Raw genomic sequence first — 21,023 nt, 5'->3', positions numbered from 1 at the left:
GCTCCGTCGGCCTCGCGATTCTGTTTCACGAATTTTTTTTGATAACGAGGCTTGCGTCACTGAATGGCGCAAAGTCTACCTTTATGTGCTAGTGAAAGCGATGGTTAATGCGTCGCAGGTCAAATGTTGAGCGGTTGTTCTGCAACAGCGATTCGTCGAATAGGGTAGAATCGCCGCCGGATTTGCGGTCACTGTATCAGTGGCTATTGTCCATAGGATCAAACGTTCAATCAGCTCTGGAGACAAGATGGACGCATTGCAGGCCCTGCACAATCGGGTATCGGTCGGTGTCCTCACTGAACCTGCCCCGGACGCTACCCAGCGGGATAATATCTTTCGCGCTGCCCTGCGCGCTGCAGACCACGGCAACCTGCGGCCCTGGCGCTTTCTGGTGGTGGAGGGTGAGGCCCGCAATCGTCTGGGGGAAATTTACCTCAGTGCCAGTGATGCTGATGGTTCGCTCCCCCAGGCCCAGCGCGAGCGCTTTCTCGCCATGCCCCTCCGAGCCCCCCTGATCGTGGTGGCCATCACACGCCTTGAGGAGCACCCCAAGGTGCCATTTGCCGAGCAGCGTATGTCCACTGCCGGTGCCGTCCAGGCCATGCTCACCGCTGCCTTCGCGGAGGGGGTTGGGGCCTATTGGCGAACGGGTGAACTGGCGGAAAACCGCCTGGTCGCTAGTGCCCTGGGGCTCGCAGATAATGAAGAAATCAGTGGCTTCATCTATATGGGCACCCCACAAAAGGCCCCACGCCCCGCGCCAGAGCTTGCAGTGGCCGATTTCTTTGCCGACTGGCAGGGGGCCTGATTCGCAGAGTGGAGGCGGGTATCAGGTTTTTTTTCAAAATGCACTTGCACCCGCCGCCGCCTTTTTGTAAAGTGCGCGCTCGCTGATCGGGGCGCTATGTTACTGATTAGCAAGGCAAAAAAGCCAACGAGCCCGCAAGCGTGCGGACGGCAAGCTCGCTAAACAAACCGTGACAACGCATACAATTTGGTGAGGTGTCCGAGTGGTCGAAGGAGCACGCCTGGAAAGTGTGTATATCGAAAGGTATCGAGGGTTCGAATCCCTCCCTCACCGCCACTAAATGAAAAAGCCCGGCTATAAGCCGGGCTTTTTTGTTTAATGCTGTCGAGGTCGGGTAAGAACCCTCGCAGGGTTCGATCAACTCGCGCAAGCGAGTTGAGACCGAGGCGCAGCCGAGCCCTCTGGGTCAAAGCACGCCCAAGCGTGTTTTGAGTCCATCCCGACCGCAGCCCCATCGTAATGTCATCTGCCAATCATTCCGTCTTGTAGCGTCAGGGTCCGATCCCCCCACTCCAACAATCCGCAGAAACCATAAGCCGGCTGAAAAATTACCATTCAGACGCTATGCTAGCCGCCTCCGGAACCAATGATTGATACCCAGTGCAGAAAAAATGCACAGGTGTTGGGGGGGAAGGGCATTGAGTAAAACTTTTTATAGTCACCGGAATGCACTGTGAAAGTGCCGCTTTCGTAACTCGCAAGGCAATAATTTTTATGGCGAGGTATCCGTTGTTTATTCGTACGTTTTTTGTGTTGCTGGCACTGCTCCCGCTATCAGCGATGAGCGCCGAAGCGGCTGATTCTGAGTTGGTGCAGCAGGGGGCTTATCAGGGAGATTACCGGGGCTTCTGGCACGCAAGCCTGGAAAACTGGCAGGAAATCGGCCTGCTGGCCGGGGGTATTACCTACCTCGGGGTAAAAGAGTGGAACTGGGGGAATGCGGAGTTCAAGGTAAATGGAGAGGGCTGGTTTGGCATGGACACCGGCAGTGGTGGCAGTGACAAGCTGGGCCATTTGTATTCGACCTACGTGATGACCGAGTTTCTGACCCATCGGATGATGGAGAAAGGCTATAACGCGAGTTCCTCGGCGCTGTACAGCTCTATGGCTGCCTCGGCATTGATGCTCTATGTCGAGGTGTTTGACGGCTATTCAGCGGATCACGGTTTCTCGTACCAGGATCTTACGGCAAATACGATTGGTACCGGCATCTCCTATCTGAAGACCCGATACCCGGATACCCTGGGAGATACCCTGGATCTCCGTATTGAATATTTGCCCTCTGATGCCATGGATGGCTTCCACCCGGTCACGGACTATGCCGGTATGAAATATATGGCGGTGGCCAAGCTGAATGGGATCAATGCATTCAGGGATACCCCGTTGAAGTATTTCGAGTTGCAGCTGGGCTATTTTGCCCGGGGGTTCCTGAAAAATGAGCTTCCCTATGAGGACTACCGCACAACCGAGGCTTTTATCGGTATTGGTCTGAACCTGGATGAGTTGTTGTTCAAGCCTCTGGCGAAGCAGTTGGGGAGCGTGGGGCGGTATGGCAGTACGTTAACTCATTACTACCAGGTACCCGGAATATCACTGCGCTCTGATATTCACCAGCGGCAGGGGCCTACCCTCTGAGGCGCGAAGCAATCTGGTATCTGACAAGGCCCGGGAAGTGATTTTCGGGCCTTTTGTTTTGGGGTTTATCGCTCCCGCTGCTGATGTGCCGTCGGTCGCAGGCTGGTGTCAGGTGGTGGATGATAGTGCGGGGGTGCGAGACTTGTCCGTGTCGGCCTCTAGTTGGCTTTCAAGTATCAGGTCTGCAGCCCGTTCAGCCAGTGCAATAACCGGCGCATTGGTATTTCCGCTTACGATGTTTGGCATGACCGAGGCGTCAATCACGCGCAATCCTTCCAGTCCGTGCACTTTCAGCTCACTGTCTACAACGGCCAATTCGTCCCGGCCCATGCGGCACGTGCCGACCGGGTGATAGACGCTCTCTCCGTGCTGGCGAATAAACGCCTCGATCTTGTTGCGATCGTCGAGTCTGCCGTCCGGTAACCACCATCCTCGGAAATATTGCTGCAGAGCCGGCTGCTCGATGATTTCCCGCGCTTGTTCAACCCCTTCGATCAATACCTGCAAGTCTTCTTCTGCGTCCAGGTAATTAGCGTCGACAAGCGGCAGGTCTCCGGGATTGCCGGATTGCAAGCGCACGCTCCCGCGGCTTTTGGGGCGCAGGCCGCACACGTGCAGCGAATAACCGTAGCCACCGGGGCGCTGGCGGCCGTGATCAAATAGCGGTGCCGAAGTCAGGTGAAATTGCAGGTCGGAATATCCGCGCGCAAACGACGAGCGGGAAAAGCCGCCGGCCTCCGCGCCATTACTGGTGAGCATGCCTTTGTTGCGCCAGAGGAAGTCCGGCAGGCTGGCGGCCGCTTTGAGTGTGGGCCAGAGGGAATTGGAGAAAGTGATGGGGCGATTGACCTTCACCACCTGCGTTACGTCGAGATGGTCCTGCAGGTTCTCACCTACGCCTGGCAGATCCAGAAGCGGATCGATGCCCACTTGCTGTAGCTGTTGCGCGTTGCCGATACCTGAGAGCTGTAGCAATTGGGGGGACTGTAGCGCACCAGTGCTCAGAATGACTTCGCGACTGGCGTGCACGGTGCGACCGTCCATCAGTTTTATACCGTATGCCCTGGTGCCCCGGAACAGAATTCTGGCCGCTCGCGCATGGGTTATTACGGTGAGGTTCTGGCGGACTCTGGCTGGTTCCAGATAGGCGGTCGCGGCGGAGCAGCGTTGGCCGTTTCTCTGGGTAACTTGATAGAAACCGAAGCCAGACTGGGTGTCGCCGTTGAAGTCGTTATTGGGTTCGTGTCCAGCGCTCAGGGCGGCTTCAACAAAGGCGGCGCCGGCTCGGGTTTTCCAGCGCAGATCGGAGACCGTCAGCGGACCTGTGTCGTTGTGTAACCCGCTGCGGCCCCGCTGGTTACCTTCGGCCTTAAGGAAGTAGGGCAGCAGGCTTTTCCAGTTCCAGCCCGGATTGCCGGCATTTTCCCAGTCGTCGTAATCCCCGGGATTGCCACGGATGTACACCATGGCATTGATGGAGCTGCAGCCGCCGAGGGTTTTCCCTCGGGGCCAATAGAGGCTGCGGTTGTTCAGGTGCTTTTGTGGTGTGGTGTGATGGGGCAGGTTGTACTTGTCGCCGGCGACAAGAAAACCGATTCCAATGGGCATGCGGATCAGCAGGCTGTCATCGGGTGGGCCCGCTTCCAGCAGGCACACACTGAAGCGGCCATCGTTGCTCAGGCGGTTTGCCAGTACACAACCTGCAGAGCCTCCACCGACAATGACGTAGTCAAAGGAGTCCTGATTTAACCTTTCCTTGCGCGTAGTTCGTGTAGTTGCTGTCATCACCGTCTCCTTGCCGTTGTTATTGCTGTATTTTTCGGGCCGACAGTTCTGGAAATTAGCCGCCGGCAATTCTCTGCAGGCTGTACTTGCTATGCTGCAGCAGCTGATCGAGGTTGATGCGCTCCGGGCATACCAGCCACTGGTAAATGCCTCCAAAGATGAGTGCACAGTACTGTTCCGCAAACGCTTCGGCAGACAGTGGGCTAGCGGAAAACTCCGCGCATTCGGTAATCCAGCGCAGCGCCTGTTTGCGCTGGTTGTGGTGGATTTCCTGGAGCTTCTGGGTGATTTCCGAGTGGTGGTCAATGGTGTGGTAGTAGAGCTTGTACATGGCCCGCAGGTGATCGGGATCCGAGCGCACGAAGTTCTGCAGTGCAGAGACTGCGGCGATGATGGTGTCGAGACCGCTGGTGCCGGCGATGGACTTGTCGAGTTCCGCGCACCACAGCATATGCAGATGCTCGATCAGGGCGGAATAAAACACGTCTTTGGTCTTGTAGCGATAGGCGGCGAGACCGCGGCTATAGCCCGCACTGGTGCCGATTTCCGCCAGCGTGGCGCGCTGTGGTCCCTGATCCACGATCAGACGGATGGCGGCGTCAAACATCTGACGGTCCGACTGCGCACTGCGCTCGGCCTGGGTCATACGTGATCGGCTGCCGGTTACGGAATTACTCCCCGAATTATTCATAGTGCCCCTGATTCTTGTGTGCGAAAGGCGGTCGGATCTGCGGCAAGCGATGTCTGCTGGACCGCTGCAATGCTTGTCAGTCTAAACAACAAACAAACTTGTCACAAGCAAGTAAGTGTGTGTATGCTGCCGGCAGTGGCGGTAACGAAGGTAAGCCGAGGCGCCAATCCTGTTCGGGAGTGACGCCCCGTCAGAGAGCGTTGACCGCCAGGGCTGTCAGCCGCGTCAGGGCGGCGACACGGGCCCCAGCAAAGGAATTGGCAAGACAGGAGATGGCTCATGCTGGCAAGACCCCTGGAGAGTGATCACGAAATGTTCCGGGATTCCGTGCGCAAGTTTCTGCAGGCTGAAGCGCTGCCGCACATGGAGGAATGGCGCAGGCAGGGTGTGGTGGACCGGGAAATTTTTCGCAAAGCGGGCGACAACGGCTTCCTGTTCATGTGGGCGGAGGAGCGCTTTGGCGGTCTCGGCCTCAATGACTTCCGTTACGAGCAGGTACTGATCGAAGAGCTATATCGGGCCGGCTGCGGCGATATCTTCATCCCTACCCACAACCGTCTGGTCGGGCGATACCTCGGCAACTTTGCCTGCGAAGAACAGAAAGACCGCTTTTACCCCGGCTGTATCAGTGGCGAGACCATTCTGGGAATTGCCATGACCGAGCCGGATACAGGTTCGGATCTGGCGGCAATGAAAACCCGCGCGCTGGATTGCGGTGACCACTGGCGATTGACTGGCGCCAAGACCTATATCTCCAACGGAATCATCGGCGACCTGTTTGTCGTCGCGGCGCGCACCAGCGATGCCAAGCACGGGGTGGGATTGTTTCTGGTCGAGCGGGGCATGGAAGGGTTTAGTCGCGGACGCAACCTGGACAAGCTGGGTATGAAAGCCCAGGACACTGCGGAGTTGTTTTTCGATAACGTGCGTATCCCCAAGACCAATCAACTGGGGGAACCGGACAAGGGGTTTTACTACCTCATGCAGAACCTTGCCGAAGAGCGCTTGCAAAGTGCCATATGCTCCCTTGCCAACGCCAATGCCGCGCTGGATGAAACACTGGAATTTAGCAAGGAGCGCAAGGTTTTCGGCAGTCCGGTGGCGAGTTTTCAGAACAACCGCTTCCAGTTTGCCAGCATGCGCACGGAACTGGATGCCGCCCAGGTATTTGTGGATTGCTGCGTGCAGGCGATCAACGCGGAAGAATTAGGCGGTGCGGATGCCGCCAAGGTAAAACTGCTTTGTTCGGAGCTGGAAGGGCGTGTAGTAGACCAGTGTCTGCAGTTTCACGGCAGTGCCGGATACATGGATGAGTACCGAATTTCCCGGCGCTACGCTGATGCGCGTATTTCACGTATTTACGCCGGTACCAGTGAGGTGATGCGGGAAATTATTTCCCGGGACATGGGCCTGGACTACCGTAAGAAATAGTTCTGTATCGAGGGCGTTAAAACAGTCGGAAAACGTTTCTATTTTTCAAGCTGCCGGAGGTCGTAACGTGAAGACAAAAATTACTGAAATGCTGGGTATCGAATACCCCATTGTGCAGGGTGGCATGATGTGGGTGGGGCGCGCGGAGCTGGCGTCTGCCGTATCCAATGCCGGCGGTCTGGGAATCCTCACCGCCTTGACCCAACCAACGCCGGAGGACCTGTACCGGGAAATCAAGCGTTGCCGGGAAATGACCGACAAACCTTTTGGGGTAAACCTCACCATCCTGCCTACCATCAAGCCGGTGCCTTATGAAGAGTACGCGGAGGCTGCCATCGGAGGTGGGGTCAAAGTCATTGAAACGGCGGGGCGCAATCCGGTTGAGTTTATTCCCCTGTGCAAAAAATACGGTGTGAAGGTCATACACAAGTGCACCTCGGTGCGGCATGCGCTCAAGGCGGAGTCTGTCGGCTGCGACGCCGTGAGTGTGGACGGTTTCGAATGTGCTGGGCACCCGGGAGAAGACGATGTCACCAATCTGGTGCTGTTGCCGGTGGCTGCATCAAAGCTCACCGTTCCGATGATCGCCTCCGGCGGCATCGGCAACGGCTACCAGCTGGCCGCGGCGCTGATGCTGGGGGCGGAAGGGGTGAATATGGGCACCCGATTTGTCGCTACCAGAGAGGCGCCGGTACACCAGAATGTAAAGCAGGCCATGGTGGACGCGGATGAGCGCCAGACCACCCTGATTTTTCGCAGCCTGCGCAACACCGCGCGGGTATTCCGCAACTCCATTGCCTCCGAAGTGGTGTCCATCGAGGCGCGCCCGGGAGATACGGAGTTTGCCGACCTGCAGCCACTGGTGGCCGGAGTACGCGGGCGCGAGCAGGTGTTGGAGGCCGGTGACGTGGAGGGCGGCATCTGGACCGCTGGGCAGGTTATCGGATTGATCAATGATATTCCCAGCTGTGACGAACTACTGGCGCGCATGATGGAGGAGGCGAGATCGGTGATCCGCGCGCGGGCGCAACTGCTCGGGTAAGCCGCACTTTGTGACTGTTTCCTCAGGGGGTGCCTGAATCGCGGTTGACAGGTACGGGCGCCCCACTTATTTTCAAGCGACATAATAACTACAAGCCGGCCGATGATAGAGTCCGTAGCCAAGCTCTCCGAGCAACCGCGCCCACCCGCTGAGTCTGAGCATCGTCAGCGCCGGGTAATGGCGCAACCCGCCAAACTGTGCTGTCCGCAGGCACCGCCTTTTCAGATATTCCGTAACACACTCAACGACCAACTTTGCCGTGGCAATGACCACGGTGATGGCAAGAGCGCACGCGTCTCTCTGGTGCGCGCGCCGGCGGGGTTTGGCAAATCCACCCTGATGCGGCAGGTGTACGAGCAGCTCACCGCGCAGGGCGTCGCCACCGCCTGGATGCGGCTGGATATGGCGGACAACGACAGCGCGCGGCTGCTACATTTTCTTGCCCGCACCCTGGACCAACTTTCGCCGGAGGAAGCTGAGTGCGCGGGTGACGCGCCCGGTGCGGCGGCCATGGATCTGCTAGACCGGGTGGAGATGCTGCCCGGTCCCTTCGCCCTGTTTCTCGATGACCTTGAAGTAGTGCAGAACAGCGTGGCCCTCGCCTTTATTCGCCAGTTGGCAGAGCGATTGCCTCCGCATGGTCGCCTGATCCTGGGATCGCGCACCCAGCCGGATATCGGCCTCGCGCGGCTGCGGGCCCGCGGGCAGTTGCAGGAAGTTGATGCCAACAGCCTGCGTTTCAGCGCCGAGGAAACCGCGCAGTTTCTACAGCGGGAGTGCGGGCTTGAAATTGCCCCGGAAGATATCGCCAGTCTGCACCAGACCACCGAGGGCTGGGCTGCGGCCCTGTGGCTTGCCTACCTCGCACTGGAGCAGTGTCGCGATCCGGCAGCACTGGTGGCCGGCTTTTCAGGTTCCAATGCGCTGGTAGCAGACTATCTTGGGGAAGAGGTGCTGGCGCGCCAGCCCGACGAACTGCGGGAATTTATGCTTGCTACCAGCATCCTTCCGCAACTCTCCGCCGAGCTGTGCGATGCGGTGTGTGCGGGCAATGGCAGTCAGGAAAAGCTGCTGGCCCTGTCCCGCAATCGCTTTCTGCTGGAACCCATGGACGAGGAGGGGCGCTGGTTCCGCTATCACAGTATGTTCGCGGTTTTTCTACAGGGGCAATTGCAGCAGCGGTATCCACAAAAGTTGCCCGCACTGCACCGCGCCGCGGCGGAAGCCTACCTTGCCCAGGAGCGGGTTGTAGCTGCCATTGAGCAGGCGCTCAAGTCCGGCGATATGGACTATGCGCTGCCGCTGTTCGCCCGGCATGCGGAGCGCCTGCTGGGCGATGGCCGCGGCCTGTTGCTTACCCGTCTGATGGCGATGGTGCCGGCGGGCAAGCTGCAGCAGTGGCCGGGCCTACAGGTGGTGCACGTGTGGGCCATCGCTTTTACCCGCGGCGCCGCGGAAGCCATGACGCAGCTGAACGTATACGAACAGGACGCCCCGATGGAGTCCCAGGTACACCTGCACGGTATGGCGCTCCGGCCCATGCTACTGTCGATGCTGGATCGTCACGACGAGGCCTACCGCATCGCATCAGACTGCATCCATCGCCTGCCGGTGACGCAGACGTTTCCCCACGCCATCCTGCGCACCTCGCTTGCCTACGTGGCACTTGTGGTGGGTAATTACCGCGAGGCCCAGGACCTGCTGGACGAGGGGCGGCGCCTGCAGGTGATCGACTGTACTCCGTTTACCCACATCTACGCTCAGTGCGTTGAAGGCGCCATCGAACTGCTGCAGGGACGCCTGCGCCAGGCTACAGCGCGTTTCCGCCTCGCCGCCGGTGTCAGCGAGCGCAACGGTCGCCCGGTGACCAATGGCAACGCCATGGCGGCGGTACTGCTGTCGGAGGTGTGGTACGAGTGCGGGCAGTTTGCGGATGCGGAGCGTCTGCTGCAGGTGTATGTACCGCTGGTGCAGGAGCAGGGCGTGCCGGACCATCTGATCTGCGGTCACCGCAATCTCGCGCGGATTCTCTACGCCCGCGGTGATCACGACGGCGCCTTCCAGACCATTACCGAACTGGAATACTTCGGTTACCGCAACGAATTGCCGCGGCTGGTGGCGAGCGCGCGCCTGGAGCGCAGCCGGATTTTTCTGCTCGAGGGGGATAAGCAATCCGCCCGCGATGAGTTGAAGCGCGCTCAGTCCGCCGGTGAGTGGGACAAATTTGACCACTGGTCCCTGTTCGGCAGCGACCTGGATATTCCCGCCGATGCGGAACTGCGCTGGAAAATCCACTTTGCCGACAGCGATGCCGCGGCGCGCCAGCTAAAAGACCAGATCGGCCAGGCCGAAGGCACCGGGCGCGGGCGTCGCGCGCTCAAGCTCCGCCTGCTGTACGCCCTCGCCCTGTACCGCACCGGAAATGGAAAGGCCGCGCTGCGACAGCTGCGCGATGTGCTGCGCATTGCCGCTTCCGAACACTATGTGCGTCTGATTCTCGACGAGGGTGAGCTGGCCGTGCAGCTGTTGCAGCGCCTGGCCAATCAGCAGAGTGTGCCCTTCGATCCGGAGCTGTTGATACGCGAGCCCCAAGCCCTGTTCCGACAGTTGGTTCGCGAGTTATCGCCCGGCACTGGTATTTCTGGTGATGCAGCCAGCGCCCATGCCAATAGCCCGACACTTACACAAACCCCGGATGGCAAGCCGCTGGAAAAGCTTACCCGTAAAGAGTTCCAGGTTCTGTGCCTGCTGGGGGAAGGACTTTCCAACGGCGCCATTGGCGAGCGTATGTTCGTTTCCGAAAATACCGTGCGCACCCACCTTCGCAATATCAACGCCAAGCTGCACACCCAGACCCGCACCGAAGCCGTGGCCGTTGCGCGCAAGCTGAACCTCATCGGCTGAGCGAATTCCAACCGGCTGGCTGTGCACCAGCCTGGTTCAGCCTCCCGTGAAAAGGGGGTGAAATTTCATCGGAATGGACGAGTTTTTTTTGTTATCGCCTTCGCATACTGCAACCAGTCCAATAAAAACTGAGCCCAGTGTGAGGATAAGGCGCGGCCAAGCCGTATCAGCGCCGCCATATCAATAAAGATAACGAGGAGATGTCTCCCATGGCGATGAATAGCAAACCAAACCGTATTTCCAGCAATCCCGTGTTTCGGGCCAGTGCCCTGGCTACCGCTATTGCTGCTGCAGTGCCGGTCATGGCGCAGGACGGAGCGGGGCGTCAGCTGGAGGAAGTCGTAGTAACTGCCCAGCGGCGTGCCGAGAGTATGCAGGACATTCCGGTGGCGGTGACCGCCGCTACCGCCGAAGATCTGGCGATGGCCCAGGTGGACAGTATCGCGAACATTCAGCAGATCTCCTCGAGCATCAAGTTTGATGTCACCAACAGTGCCGCCAACAGTGCCAACATCATGATTCGCGGTATCGGAACCGTGGGTAACAGTCGCGCGTTTGAGGGTGCTGTAGGTGTCTTCGTCGACGGCGTATACCGTACTCGCGCCGGCCAGGCCATGCAGAACTGGCTGGATATCGGCGGCCTGGAGGTCCTGCGCGGCCCGCAGGGCACGCTGTTTGGCAAGAATACCTCCGCCGGTGCGCTGATCCTCAACAGCGTGGCGCCCAGCACCGATGCATCGGAGCTGGACTACGAAGTAACCGCCGGCAACTACGGCCGCCAGATGGTGCGCGGCGCAGCCAACATGCCAGTGACCGACGATTTCGCCGTGCGCATCGCCGGGCTCTGGGGGCAGCAGGATGGCTACATCAAAGATCCCAACGGGGGCAACTACAACGAGCGCTCTCCACGTGCGCTGAAAGCGCAATTCCTTTACGAACCGTCGGAAACCTTCTCCGCGCAGTTGATCGCCGACTGGTCCGATGAAAGCAACAACTGCTGTTACGGCCAGATGGATGTGGTAGACGGCCCCATGCAGCCGTTTATCAGCAACGTGCTGATTCCCGCTCGTGGCCTCGAAGCACCGTCGGCAGATTTCGACGATTACGAGCAGGTGCTGAGTGGTGACACCGACCAGAACATCACCGACAAGGGCGCAGTGCTCAAACTGCAGTGGGAGCTTGCCTCCGGCCAGACCGTCAACTCGGTGACCGGCTATCGCGACTGGAGCATCTCCCAGTGGAATATGGACGCGGACTTTACCGGCGGAAATATCCTGATCATCAATGAATCCCTGAACACGGAAATGCTCTCTCAGGAATTCACCCTGAACGGCGTGATCGACAGCTTCGGTCCCTTTGCCGGCGCCGACTATGTGGCCGGTATCTACTATGCCAAGGAAGATATTGCGGCACACCACGAACTGGGTTGGGGTGACCAGGCCCAGGCCTACTTCGATGTCTACCTCGGTGCTGCCGGAATTCCAGCGGGCTACGCTGACGCCAGCACGGGTATCTGGAGCAACATCGATATGCCGGCGGATAGTACCACCTATGCTGTCTTCACCCACTGGAATCTGGATGTGACCGAAAAATTCGGTCTGACCGTCGGTGCGCGCTACTCCAAGGATGAAAAGGCAGGAGCGATGGTGCGCAACTATTTCTCCCCTGCCCCTACGGCTGTCTTTCGCCTGCTCGGCGTACAGCCAGGGCCGGAATACGACGATACTTTTAAAGACAGCGCAGTGAGCGGCACCCTCGCGGCCCGCTACCAGATCGATAACGCCATGATGGCCTACGCCTCCTACAGCCGCGGCTACAAGGCGGGCGGGGTGAACATCGATAACACCGCTGCCGGTACCCTCGCCAACAACCCCGCTGAAGTGCCCGGCGCCGTACCGTTGGATCCTACCTACAAATCCGAATTTGTGGATGGCTACGAGCTGGGTCTGAAGAGTGAATACGCCGGCGGCCGCGCACGTACCAACGTCGCAGTGTTCTATAACGAGATGAGCGACCTGCAGATCGCGCAGTTTATTGGAACCCAGTTCACCATCGACAATGCACCGGAAGCCACTGCTTACGGTGTCGAAGTCGAAAACCAGTTTTTGCTAAGTGATGCTTTCAGCCTCAACTTCGACGTTACCCATATTGCCGACGCCAGCTTCGGCAGCGACCCGGTACTGGGATCTCTGGCGGAGCGGGAATTTGCCCACGCTCCTGAGTGGGCGGGCAACCTGGCGTTGAGCGTGGACCAGCCGCTGTCCGGCGCCTTCAGCCTGTTCGGCCGCGTGGGCATCAACTACTCCACCGACCTGTACACCAACACCTCCAACGACCTGATGCGCGATAACCAGGGCGAAGTGGCAGCCAATATCGGCGTGCGTTCTGAGTCCTCGGGCTGGACGCTGGCCGCCTGGTGTCAGAACTGTACCGACGAGCGCTACGTAACCCAGCATTTCAATTCTCCGCTTCAGGGAAATGATGCCAACGGTTATGTATCCGCGCCACTCACCTACGGCGTTACCCTGCGCGGATCTTTCTGATCCGCAGTGTGGGTAAGTGTACGGCCGCGGTGCAGGGTTGCCGCGGTTGAACACAGGAGTGAATCGAGAAGAATTTGAGTCAGGTGAAGTCATGAGCCAGATACTGACCACAAAGGTCGAGAAGGATCCGGGCGAGCGGCCGCGGCAGAGGGAAAATGGTGTGCTTTTTCCTCTCGCGGATCGATCGGGGGACTTCAACGCGTGCAAATTGGCATCCGGCGTTGCGGCACTGGCATCGCCGCAGGCGTTGACCGAATCCTGGTTGAATACCGCCCTGCGTTTGCACAATCCGGCATGGCCAGCGGTTGTGGGATTTACCTGCGAACCGGTGTCTGCGAATGACTTCGACATACTTGTACGGTTGCATCTGGGATATGCCGACAGCTGCTCAGTAGGACCTGCGACCATCCTCGCCAAGTTTTCCCGTCCACTGCCGAGTCCGCAGTGGGAGGAATTTATTCGCCATTCCTTCACCCGCGAAGCCTCCGCCTATCAGGAGCTGAACAGCCACTACGCCTGCCGGGTCCCGGGCTTGTTGTTCGCCGCTGCCGATGGCCAGCATTTCAATCTGTTGTTGGAAGATTGCGGCGGTGAAAGCTATGCGGTAGATGAGAGCCCGGATGAGCACCTGCCGGAACACGAGGCGGTGTTGCAGGAGCTGGCACAATTGCACGGTTGTTTTGTACGCACGTCGCCGGCGTCCGCTCCCCAATGGCAGTTGCGCCAGCGGGACAGCGCCCGCTTTATTGCCCATCGCTACCGCGTGGGGGTGGAAGCGCTGCGCGCTGTTTACGGCGGCTGGCTGACACCGGGGCATTTTGCCCTCGTGGAAAAATTTGCCGATTACGTGGCGGACTGGCACCGCTATGAGCGCCATATCCTCACCCTGAGCCATGGCGATGCGCGCCTGGAAAATGTGTTGTTTCAACGAGACGGCGGCACCTGCCGCGGCAGTCTGCTCAGCTGGAAGCTCGCAGGCGTGCGCAATCCCATGTACGACGTGGCCAGCGTGCTCTCCAACGACCTTTCCTATGTGGCCCGCAACAATAGCGAAGCGGCCCTGTTACAACGCTATTGCCGGGTATTCGAACAGAGTGGATCCCAGTATCCGTTCCGCGAGGCCTGTGAAGATTATCGCTTCAATCTGTTCGGCCCGCTGATTTTCAATATCTGTGCCAGTGGCTTCCTGCAGGAAAATCTCGCGCAGAACGGAGAACTGATCAAACGCATCCGCAGAAACTGCATGGCCATCTTCGATTGGGATGCCATGTCGCTGATGCAGCAACGACGCAATGTGATTGCGTGAAAATAATTAACGCCGAAGCAAGATCGACGCAGTAAGGAGCCAGCATGATCCCGAGAACCCTGTTCCAGCCCGAGCACGAAGAATTTCGCCGCATGGTCAAACGGTTTCTGGAAACCGAAGTAATGCCTCACCACGAGCGCTGGGAAGAGCAGCAGCATGTGGACAGGGAACTCTGGTACCGCGCCGGTGAACTCGGCTTGCTGTGCATGACCATTCCAGAAGAGTACGGCGGTATGGGTGGCGACCGTATTTACAGCACAGTGTTGATGGAAGAGCAGAGTTACGTCGGCGCCACCGGCCCAGGCTTTACCGTGCACTCGGATATCGTGGCCAATTACATCTACAACTTCGGCACCGAGGCACAGAAGCAGCGGTGGCTGCCGCGCATGGCCTCCGGCGAAGCGGTCGGTGCCGTTGCCATGAGCGAGCCGGGTACCGGCTCCGATCTGCAGGCGATCACCTGCCGCGCGGAAAAAGACGGAGATGACTATGTCATCAATGGCTCCAAGATTTTCATCACCAACGGTTATCTCGCGGATATCGTGGTGGTCGTGGCGAAAACCGGAAACAGCGGAGAGGGCTCCAAAGACACCTCATTGATTCTGGTGGAGGCAGACCGCGCCGGCTTCAGCAAGGCACAGCCGCTGAAAAAAGTCGGCATGAAAGCGCAGGATACCTGCGAACTCTATTTTGAAAATGTGCGTGTTCCCCAGTCCAACCTGTTGGGTGAAGTGGAAGGGCGGGGCTTTATCCAGCTGATGCGCGAGCTCTCCTGGGAGCGTCTGATCATTGCGATCCTGTCGGTCAGCAGCGCGCGCGCTGCATTGCATAACACTCTGAATTACACCCGCGATCGCAAGGTATTCGGACAGCCGGTGGCCAATTACCAGAATACCCGCTTCAAACTGGCGGAGATGAAAACCGAGATCGAGATCGGTCAGGTATTCGTCGACCGCTGTATCGAAGAAGTACTGGAAAACAAACTTGCCCCGGAAGCCGCCGCCGCCGCCAAATTGTGGACCTCGGAATTGCTGTGCCGGGTCGTGGATGAAGGCGTTCAGCTCCACGGCGGCTACGGCTATATGCTTGAGTACGCCATTGCTAAAGCCTATATCGACTCCCGCGCTGGGCGTATTTACGGCGGCACCAACGAGATTATGAAGGAGCTGATCGCACGCAGTTTGTAAGGAAAGCTGTCTGTCGGTCACAGAATGGCGCATGCCTGGCTACAAGGTCTGATTGACAGACTCCGGGAGCGCCATTAGCGTGATTCAAAACAATAAGATAATGAGAGAAGGTGGGTCCTACTATGAGCCGGATCGTTGAATTCGCCGAACCACTGGAATATGTCCTGCGCTGGGAAAAGGAACAGCCTGACAAGGTCTACCTTACCCAACCCCTCGCCGGCGGCGAAGTGGAAAGCTATACCTGGGGCCAGGTAGCGGATCAGGCGCGGCGCGGTGCCGCTTACCTCAATTCACTCGACCTGCCAGAGGGCAGTAATATCGCGCTGGTGGGAAAAAACAGCGCCCACTGGATTATTGCCGACCTCGCCATCTGGATGGCCGGACATGTGCCGGTGCCGCTGTATCCGACCCTCGGTGCCGATGCCTGTACCTATGTACTGGAGCACAGTGAAGCCAGGCTATTGTTTGTCGGCCGCCTCGATGGGGTGAGCGATGGCTGGAATGAGCTGGCTCCGGTTTTGCCGCAGAGCCTCCCTCTTGTAGGTCTGCCCATGTCTCCCAAATTGCGCGCAGAAAATTCCGTTCACTGGGATCAGCTGCAGCGGGATTTTGAGCCGTTGCAGAACGTGGTGCTGCGCGGACGCGAAGCGCTGGCCACCATTATCTATACCTCCGGTACCACAGGGCGCCCCAAGGGCGTGATGCACAATTTCCGCTCGCTGACGGCACCGGCGGGCTGTTCGGTGAGTTTGTGGTTGCCCGATGGCAACGACCGCATGCTGTCCTATCTGCCTCTGGCCCATGTGGCCGAGCGGGTCGCGGTTGAAATCCCCTCGCTGCTTTTTGGTTTCCAGTTATTTTTCAACGATAGTCTAGAGACTTTTCCCGTCGACCTGAAACGGGCGCGCCCCACACGCTTTTTCTCTGTGCCGCGGTTATGGACCAAGTTCTATCAGGCCGTCAACGCCAAAATCCCACCGGCGAAGCAAAAAATACTGTTTGCCATTCCGTTCCTGTCATCGAAAATGAAAAAGAAAATCCTGCAGGAGTTGGGACTCGATAGTGTTCAGGTAGGCCTTACCGGCGCGGCGCCGCTGTCGGCGGATATCATCCGCTGGTACCGCAAGCTCGGGTTGGATCTGCTGGAGGTCTTTGGCATGACGGAAAACTGTGCTGCGTCCCACGCGGCGCGTATTGGCGAAGTGCGTCCCGGCTATGTGGGCACACCGCTGGACGGCGTGGAGTGCCGCATCGACGATTCTGGCGAGGTGTTGGTGAAAAGCCCCGGGCAGATGATGGGTTATTACAAGATGCCCGAGGAATCGCGGGCCTGTATGACGGAAGACGGCTTCCTCCGCACCGGGGATCGCGGCGAACTGGATGACAAAGGCCGGCTGCGGATTACCGGCCGCACCAAGGATCTGTTCAAAACCAGCAAGGGTAAATATGTTGCGCCGGTGCCGATCGAAAATATGCTGGGTGCACACCCGGGTATCGAGGTGATCTGTGCAACCGGTCCGGGGCAGCCGCAACCCTTTGCTCTGGCAGTACTCTCGCCGGGCGCACTGAACCCGTCAAGCGCGGAAGACAAGCATCGTTTCGTGCAGGAATTTTCCTCGCATCTGGATGAAATCAATCAGCAACTGGAAGATCACGAGCGCCTCAATTACGTGGTGATTGTCAAGGAACCCTGGACCATCGAAAGCGGCCTGCTGACCCCAACCATGAAACTGAAACGCAACGAAATCGAAGAGCGCTATATGAAGTTCGCCGATCAGTGGCGCGCGCAGAATCAGAAAATCATTTGGGAAGGTTGAAATGGATTGTCGGTTTTCAGGTGCCCTTATGAAGATTCAGGCTGCGATAGCCCGCCCCGGCGCCATCGTCGATATCGAAACCTGTGAGCTGTCCGCGCCCGCGCGATCCGAAGTGCGGGTGCGGCTGGAGGCCTGCGGCATCTGTCACACCGATCTGCTTGCCATGGGCGGGCAGTTGGGCACGCCGCTGCCCGCGGTGTTGGGGCACGAAGGTGTAGGCATAGTCGAGGCGCTGGGGGAGGGTGTTACCGGACTCGCTCCCGGCGACCGGGTGTTGATGAGCTTCGGCGCTTGCGGTGGCTGTCGCGCCTGTCGCGAGGCGGCGCCGGCCTATTGCAGTTCGGCACTGGCGATGAATTTTGCCGGTCGCCGAATGGACGGCAGTGCGCCCATGTCGTTGGGCAGAGCGCCGATTACCAGTCACTACTTCGCCCAGTCTTCCTTCGCCACCCATACGATTGCGAATACGCACAATATGGTGCGGCTGGATCAGGATTTGCCCCCGGAGCTGATGGCACCTCTGGCCTGTGGCGTACAGACCGGGATGTCCGCGGTATTGAATGTATTGCAGCCGGACAGGGCGGATCGAGTAGCGATTTTCGGCTGCGGCACCGTTGGGCTCGCGGCGGTTATGGCCGCGGCCATTGTCGGCTGTCGGGAAATTATTGCCGTGGACCTGAATCCCGCGCGCACCGAGCTCGCGCTGGCGCTGGGCGCTACTGCAGCCATTGTCAGCCGGGACATAGATCTCGCTTCCGCGTTGAAAAAGTACGGTCTGCTGAATGGCGCGGTGGATGCCACTGGCAGCATTCCGGTAATAGAGACGGCATTCCGCGCGCTGGCGCAGCGCGGTCAGCTGGTGTGTGCGGGTGTAAGCCCCGCGGGGCGCAACCTGTCTATCCCACCACGTGAACTCGTGTTTGGCGGTCGCACCCTGCGTGGAACCGTGGAAGGGGATGCGAATCCGAAAACCTTTATTCCGCGGATGATCGAATATTTTCGCGCTGGCCGGTTGCCGTTGGACAAGCTGGTGCGCACCTATCCCTTTAGCAGTATCAACCGGGCCCTTGTCGATCTCTCCAGCGGAGCGGTAATCAAGCCGGTACTGATGATGTCAGACGAAAATACGTACTGAGGAGGTTATGTGGACACTGTAATGGAAACCGATGACAACTATCTGCTCACTGAATTCCAGAACCTGAAACAGAGTGCGGCTGCCGACGAGCAGCTGTTCGAATTTTTCGACAGTTTGCCAGCGATACCCGCGCAGCGGATGTTGGGTGACTGGACCGGCGGTATTCTGAGCCAAAATCATCCTGTGGAAAAACAACTGAAGACGATGGCATGGCACGGTAAGCGTTTTAGCAGTGCCGATGATGTTAATCCCATCATCAGCCTGAATGACGCGGGTGAGCGCGTGGTCAATGATGTGCTCGGCACTGCGTCACTGCGGGAGGTGGTATTTCGAGGTGTTGCCACTGCGACCATGATCTATGACAAAAGTCCGGTATTCGATCACTTTCGCAAGGTCACCGAGGACCTGGTGATGGGCGTGATGGATCAGAAAGGAAACCAGCGCCCGCTGGTATTTTTTCTCACTCGCCTGAACGCGTGACACGGTTCTCGCCACGTCAAAAACTTTTCACAAATTCAGTGCCACGGCGTCTCTGTAATGCAAACAGGAGCGCCAAATCTTTAGAAATTCATCCATTCAGACGAAGTAAAAAATCATCGGCTTCCCTATCGTCAATCACGATGGTGAGATGCTGCATTCGGTGTTAAGCACTAGTGCATCCAAAAGCATAAAGATAACAACTTTTGGAGTTATTCCGATGATTCGTCAGAAAACGAAGGGTTTCGGCTTGCCCGCAGTTTTGCTGGCAGTTTCGGGGTTGGTTTTGGCCAATGCCGCTGTCAGTGAAGAATTGCCACTGCTGGATCAGCAATCGATCCGCTCCCCACTTATTGCGGGCTGTGAAGATCAGCCAGATAGTTCCCCGATGCCAGTCGATCCACGAACACTGGTGGTGGCGGGAGTAAATAACCCGAGTTCCGCCGTACAGTTCAATGCCTACTGGGTGGATCTGCACAACCCGCCGGCCCCGTTTATTCAGGACCCGGAAAAGCTGCCGCCGAACCCTACCACCTGTGGCGAATTCCGCGCGAGTGTTGCCCGCGGTAAGGAAAACCTTGAGCGCCGCGATTACTTCCAGTTTTTCAGTACTTCGGAAGCTTATTTCAATCTGTACAAGACCTGGGGCTATCTGCTGCGGCCATCGGATTTCGATGAGCAGGTCATCAAGCGCTACGGTTTAACCAAAGCGCCTTTCGACAACCCTTATCCCTATCCTTGGGAAAACCCCAAGTGGACCAATGGAGGCAGCGGCCAGCTGCCCATGGGGCTGGTTCAGGTAAAGGACGAAGACGGCCGGTACACTGGCATGATTGCGTCCTCCTGCTCCGGCTGCCACGACTCCAAAATCGGCGGCGATAGCGAATCCTATTTCCACTGGGGCCGCGCCAATGACGCCATCGATGCCGGCCTGATTCAGTCTGATCTGTTCCGGGCCAACGTGTTCACACTGCCCCTGCAGCTGGCTCCCATTCCCTGGAGTGTAAACCGCGGCAATACCGATGCGATTGGCATTATTGATTATCTGCCGGCCCTGTTCGATATGGACACCATGATGCTGGCTCCAAGCCTCCTGGAATATTTCCCCAGCCATGCGGGCGGTCAGACCAAGGCGCCGCACTGGTATCACCGCGCGTTCAAAACCCGCCAGTTCTGGGATGGTGCCCTGACTTCGGACAACGTGCGCTCGGAAATGGCATTTGGTGTGGCGAATCTCACCCGCAATGCCGCAGAGCGACGCGCGTTGACCCCGGAATTTGAAGATATCGACAACTTCCTAATTGCCATGTCACCGCCCACCTATCCCAAGGCGATCGACACGGCGCTGGCAGAGCAGGGCGCTGTCATTTTCCACGAGCGCGACCTGTGGGCCGATGGCGCAAACGCGGATATCCCCAAGGCCGCAGGAAATGGCTCCTGTGCCAGCTGTCACGGTGTTTACTCGCCGCGTCACGCTGCCGATACCAACTATCTGCCCGATCCGCGTCTCAAAGGTATCGCTGGGGTAATCACTCCGCTGGAAACCATTGGCACCGATCCCCAGCGTGCAAACCTGATGGCGGACGAGAAAAAACGTCGAGCCTGGAATACCTCTTTCCTTGCGTACAACGATCTCAGCCCGGATCACACCGGATTTGTGGACAGCCTGGTGGTGAGTGAGCTGAACCGGGTACCGCGTTCGGCCTACGACCGCGGTGAGGGGCCGGTATTTTCTCCGGTAGGTCCGAATGAGTGGATAGAGCCCTTCGGCTATATCGCGCCGCCGCTGTATGGCGTATGGGGCAATGCACCCTTCTTCCACAATGGCAGTGTTCCGGATCTGTGGGGTGTACTCAAACCATCGGATCGAGCACGGATCTGGAAGCGCCAGCAGACAGCTGCGGGGACTTTTGGCAAGAATCGCGGCCTGGATATGAGTTTTGCCGCGTTTGACTGGAGCAAACTGGGGTGGAAGTACGAGGCGCTGGAGTGCAGTAATAACCTGCTGACGTCGCCCTACCTGCCCTGTACCAACGATATGGCGACGTCGGATATCCTGTTTGCCAGCGTCGCCAACAAGGTGGCGGAGTTCAATTCACTGGCTTACCAGTCTCCGCCGCCAATTACCGACAAGCAGATCAAATCGCGCATGATCTTCAACAGTTATCTGTACGGCATGGGCAACCAGGGACATGAGTTCACCCAGTCCCTCAGCGATGAAGAACGCTACGCGCTGATTGAGTATATGAAAACGCTTTAATT

The 21,023-nt window shown here is 58.2% G+C and carries 14 protein-coding genes and 1 tRNA gene; 13 read left to right on the top strand and 2 right to left on the bottom strand.

Going from position 1 to position 21,023, the window contains the following annotated elements:
- Window positions 1-247 precede the first annotated feature (247 nt).
- The 3 genes from PVT68_RS03955 (at window position 248) to PVT68_RS03945 (ending at window position 2,443) form a co-directional block, all read left to right on the top strand.
- Window positions 248-808, top strand: a complete 561-nt coding sequence (locus PVT68_RS03955) for a nitroreductase family protein (protein WP_280321320.1) — start codon at window positions 248-250, stop codon at window positions 806-808.
- 188 nt (window positions 809-996) lie between these two features.
- Window positions 997-1,084 (top strand) — tRNA-Ser (locus tag PVT68_RS03950).
- A gap of 453 nt (window positions 1,085-1,537) precedes the next feature.
- Window positions 1,538-2,443 carry a DUF2279 domain-containing protein gene (locus PVT68_RS03945; protein ID WP_280321319.1) on the top strand — a complete coding sequence of 302 codons (906 nt, stop codon included), beginning with the start codon at window positions 1,538-1,540 and terminating at the stop codon, window positions 2,441-2,443.
- A gap of 108 nt (window positions 2,444-2,551) precedes the next feature.
- Here the strand turns inward: PVT68_RS03945 and PVT68_RS03940 are convergent, their stop codons facing one another.
- Window positions 2,552-4,228, bottom strand: a complete 1,677-nt coding sequence (locus PVT68_RS03940) for a GMC family oxidoreductase (protein WP_280321318.1) — start codon at window positions 4,226-4,228, stop codon at window positions 2,552-2,554.
- A 55-nt stretch (window positions 4,229-4,283) separates the two neighbouring features.
- Window positions 4,284-4,919, bottom strand: a complete 636-nt coding sequence (locus tag PVT68_RS03935; protein WP_280321317.1) for a TetR/AcrR family transcriptional regulator — start codon at window positions 4,917-4,919, stop codon at window positions 4,284-4,286.
- A 279-nt stretch (window positions 4,920-5,198) separates the two neighbouring features.
- Here PVT68_RS03935 and PVT68_RS03930 point away from each other — a divergent pair, with 279 nt between their 5' ends.
- The 10 genes from PVT68_RS03930 (at window position 5,199) to roxA (ending at window position 21,021) form a co-directional block, all read left to right on the top strand.
- Window positions 5,199-6,350 (top strand): acyl-CoA dehydrogenase family protein, encoded by a 1,152-nt coding sequence (locus PVT68_RS03930; protein WP_280321316.1) that lies wholly within the window; start codon window positions 5,199-5,201, stop codon window positions 6,348-6,350.
- 67 nt (window positions 6,351-6,417) lie between these two features.
- A complete protein-coding gene (locus PVT68_RS03925) occupies window positions 6,418-7,392 on the top strand; it encodes an NAD(P)H-dependent flavin oxidoreductase (protein ID WP_280321315.1) in 975 nt (324 codons plus the stop codon).
- Window positions 7,393-7,494: 102 nt separating this feature from the next.
- Window positions 7,495-10,296 (top strand): LuxR C-terminal-related transcriptional regulator, encoded by a 2,802-nt coding sequence (locus PVT68_RS03920; RefSeq protein ID WP_280321314.1) that lies wholly within the window; start codon window positions 7,495-7,497, stop codon window positions 10,294-10,296.
- Window positions 10,297-10,505: 209 nt separating this feature from the next.
- Complete coding sequence (locus PVT68_RS03915) at window positions 10,506-12,839, top strand: TonB-dependent receptor (protein WP_280321313.1); 2,334 nt, start codon at window positions 10,506-10,508, stop codon at window positions 12,837-12,839.
- 91 nt (window positions 12,840-12,930) lie between these two features.
- Window positions 12,931-14,145 carry a phosphotransferase family protein gene (locus PVT68_RS03910; protein WP_280321312.1) on the top strand — a complete coding sequence of 405 codons (1,215 nt, stop codon included), beginning with the start codon at window positions 12,931-12,933 and terminating at the stop codon, window positions 14,143-14,145.
- Window positions 14,146-14,189: 44 nt separating this feature from the next.
- On the top strand, window positions 14,190-15,332 hold the full coding sequence (locus PVT68_RS03905) for an acyl-CoA dehydrogenase family protein (RefSeq protein WP_280321311.1): 1,143 nt from the start codon (window positions 14,190-14,192) through the stop codon (window positions 15,330-15,332).
- A 122-nt stretch (window positions 15,333-15,454) separates the two neighbouring features.
- Window positions 15,455-17,149: an AMP-binding protein gene (locus PVT68_RS03900; protein WP_280321310.1), complete on the top strand. Its 1,695-nt coding sequence runs from the start codon at window positions 15,455-15,457 to the stop codon at window positions 17,147-17,149.
- A gap of 28 nt (window positions 17,150-17,177) precedes the next feature.
- Entirely contained in the window at window positions 17,178-18,284 is a 1,107-nt protein-coding gene (locus PVT68_RS03895) for an NAD(P)-dependent alcohol dehydrogenase (protein WP_280321309.1), read from the top strand.
- Between the two features lie 9 nt (window positions 18,285-18,293).
- Entirely contained in the window at window positions 18,294-18,764 is a 471-nt protein-coding gene (locus PVT68_RS03890) for a DUF4334 domain-containing protein (RefSeq protein ID WP_280321308.1), read from the top strand.
- 217 nt (window positions 18,765-18,981) lie between these two features.
- Window positions 18,982-21,021 carry a rubber dioxygenase RoxA gene (gene roxA, locus PVT68_RS03885; RefSeq protein WP_280321307.1) on the top strand — a complete coding sequence of 680 codons (2,040 nt, stop codon included), beginning with the start codon at window positions 18,982-18,984 and terminating at the stop codon, window positions 21,019-21,021.
- Window positions 21,022-21,023: the final 2 nt, after the last annotated feature.

It is taken from the genome of Microbulbifer bruguierae (genome assembly GCF_029869925.1).
GTDB classification, from domain to species: Bacteria; Pseudomonadota; Gammaproteobacteria; order Pseudomonadales; family Cellvibrionaceae; genus Microbulbifer; species Microbulbifer bruguierae.
The sequence above is the reverse complement of the archived record's forward strand: the minus strand, read 5'-3'. Positions and strand labels throughout refer to the sequence as shown.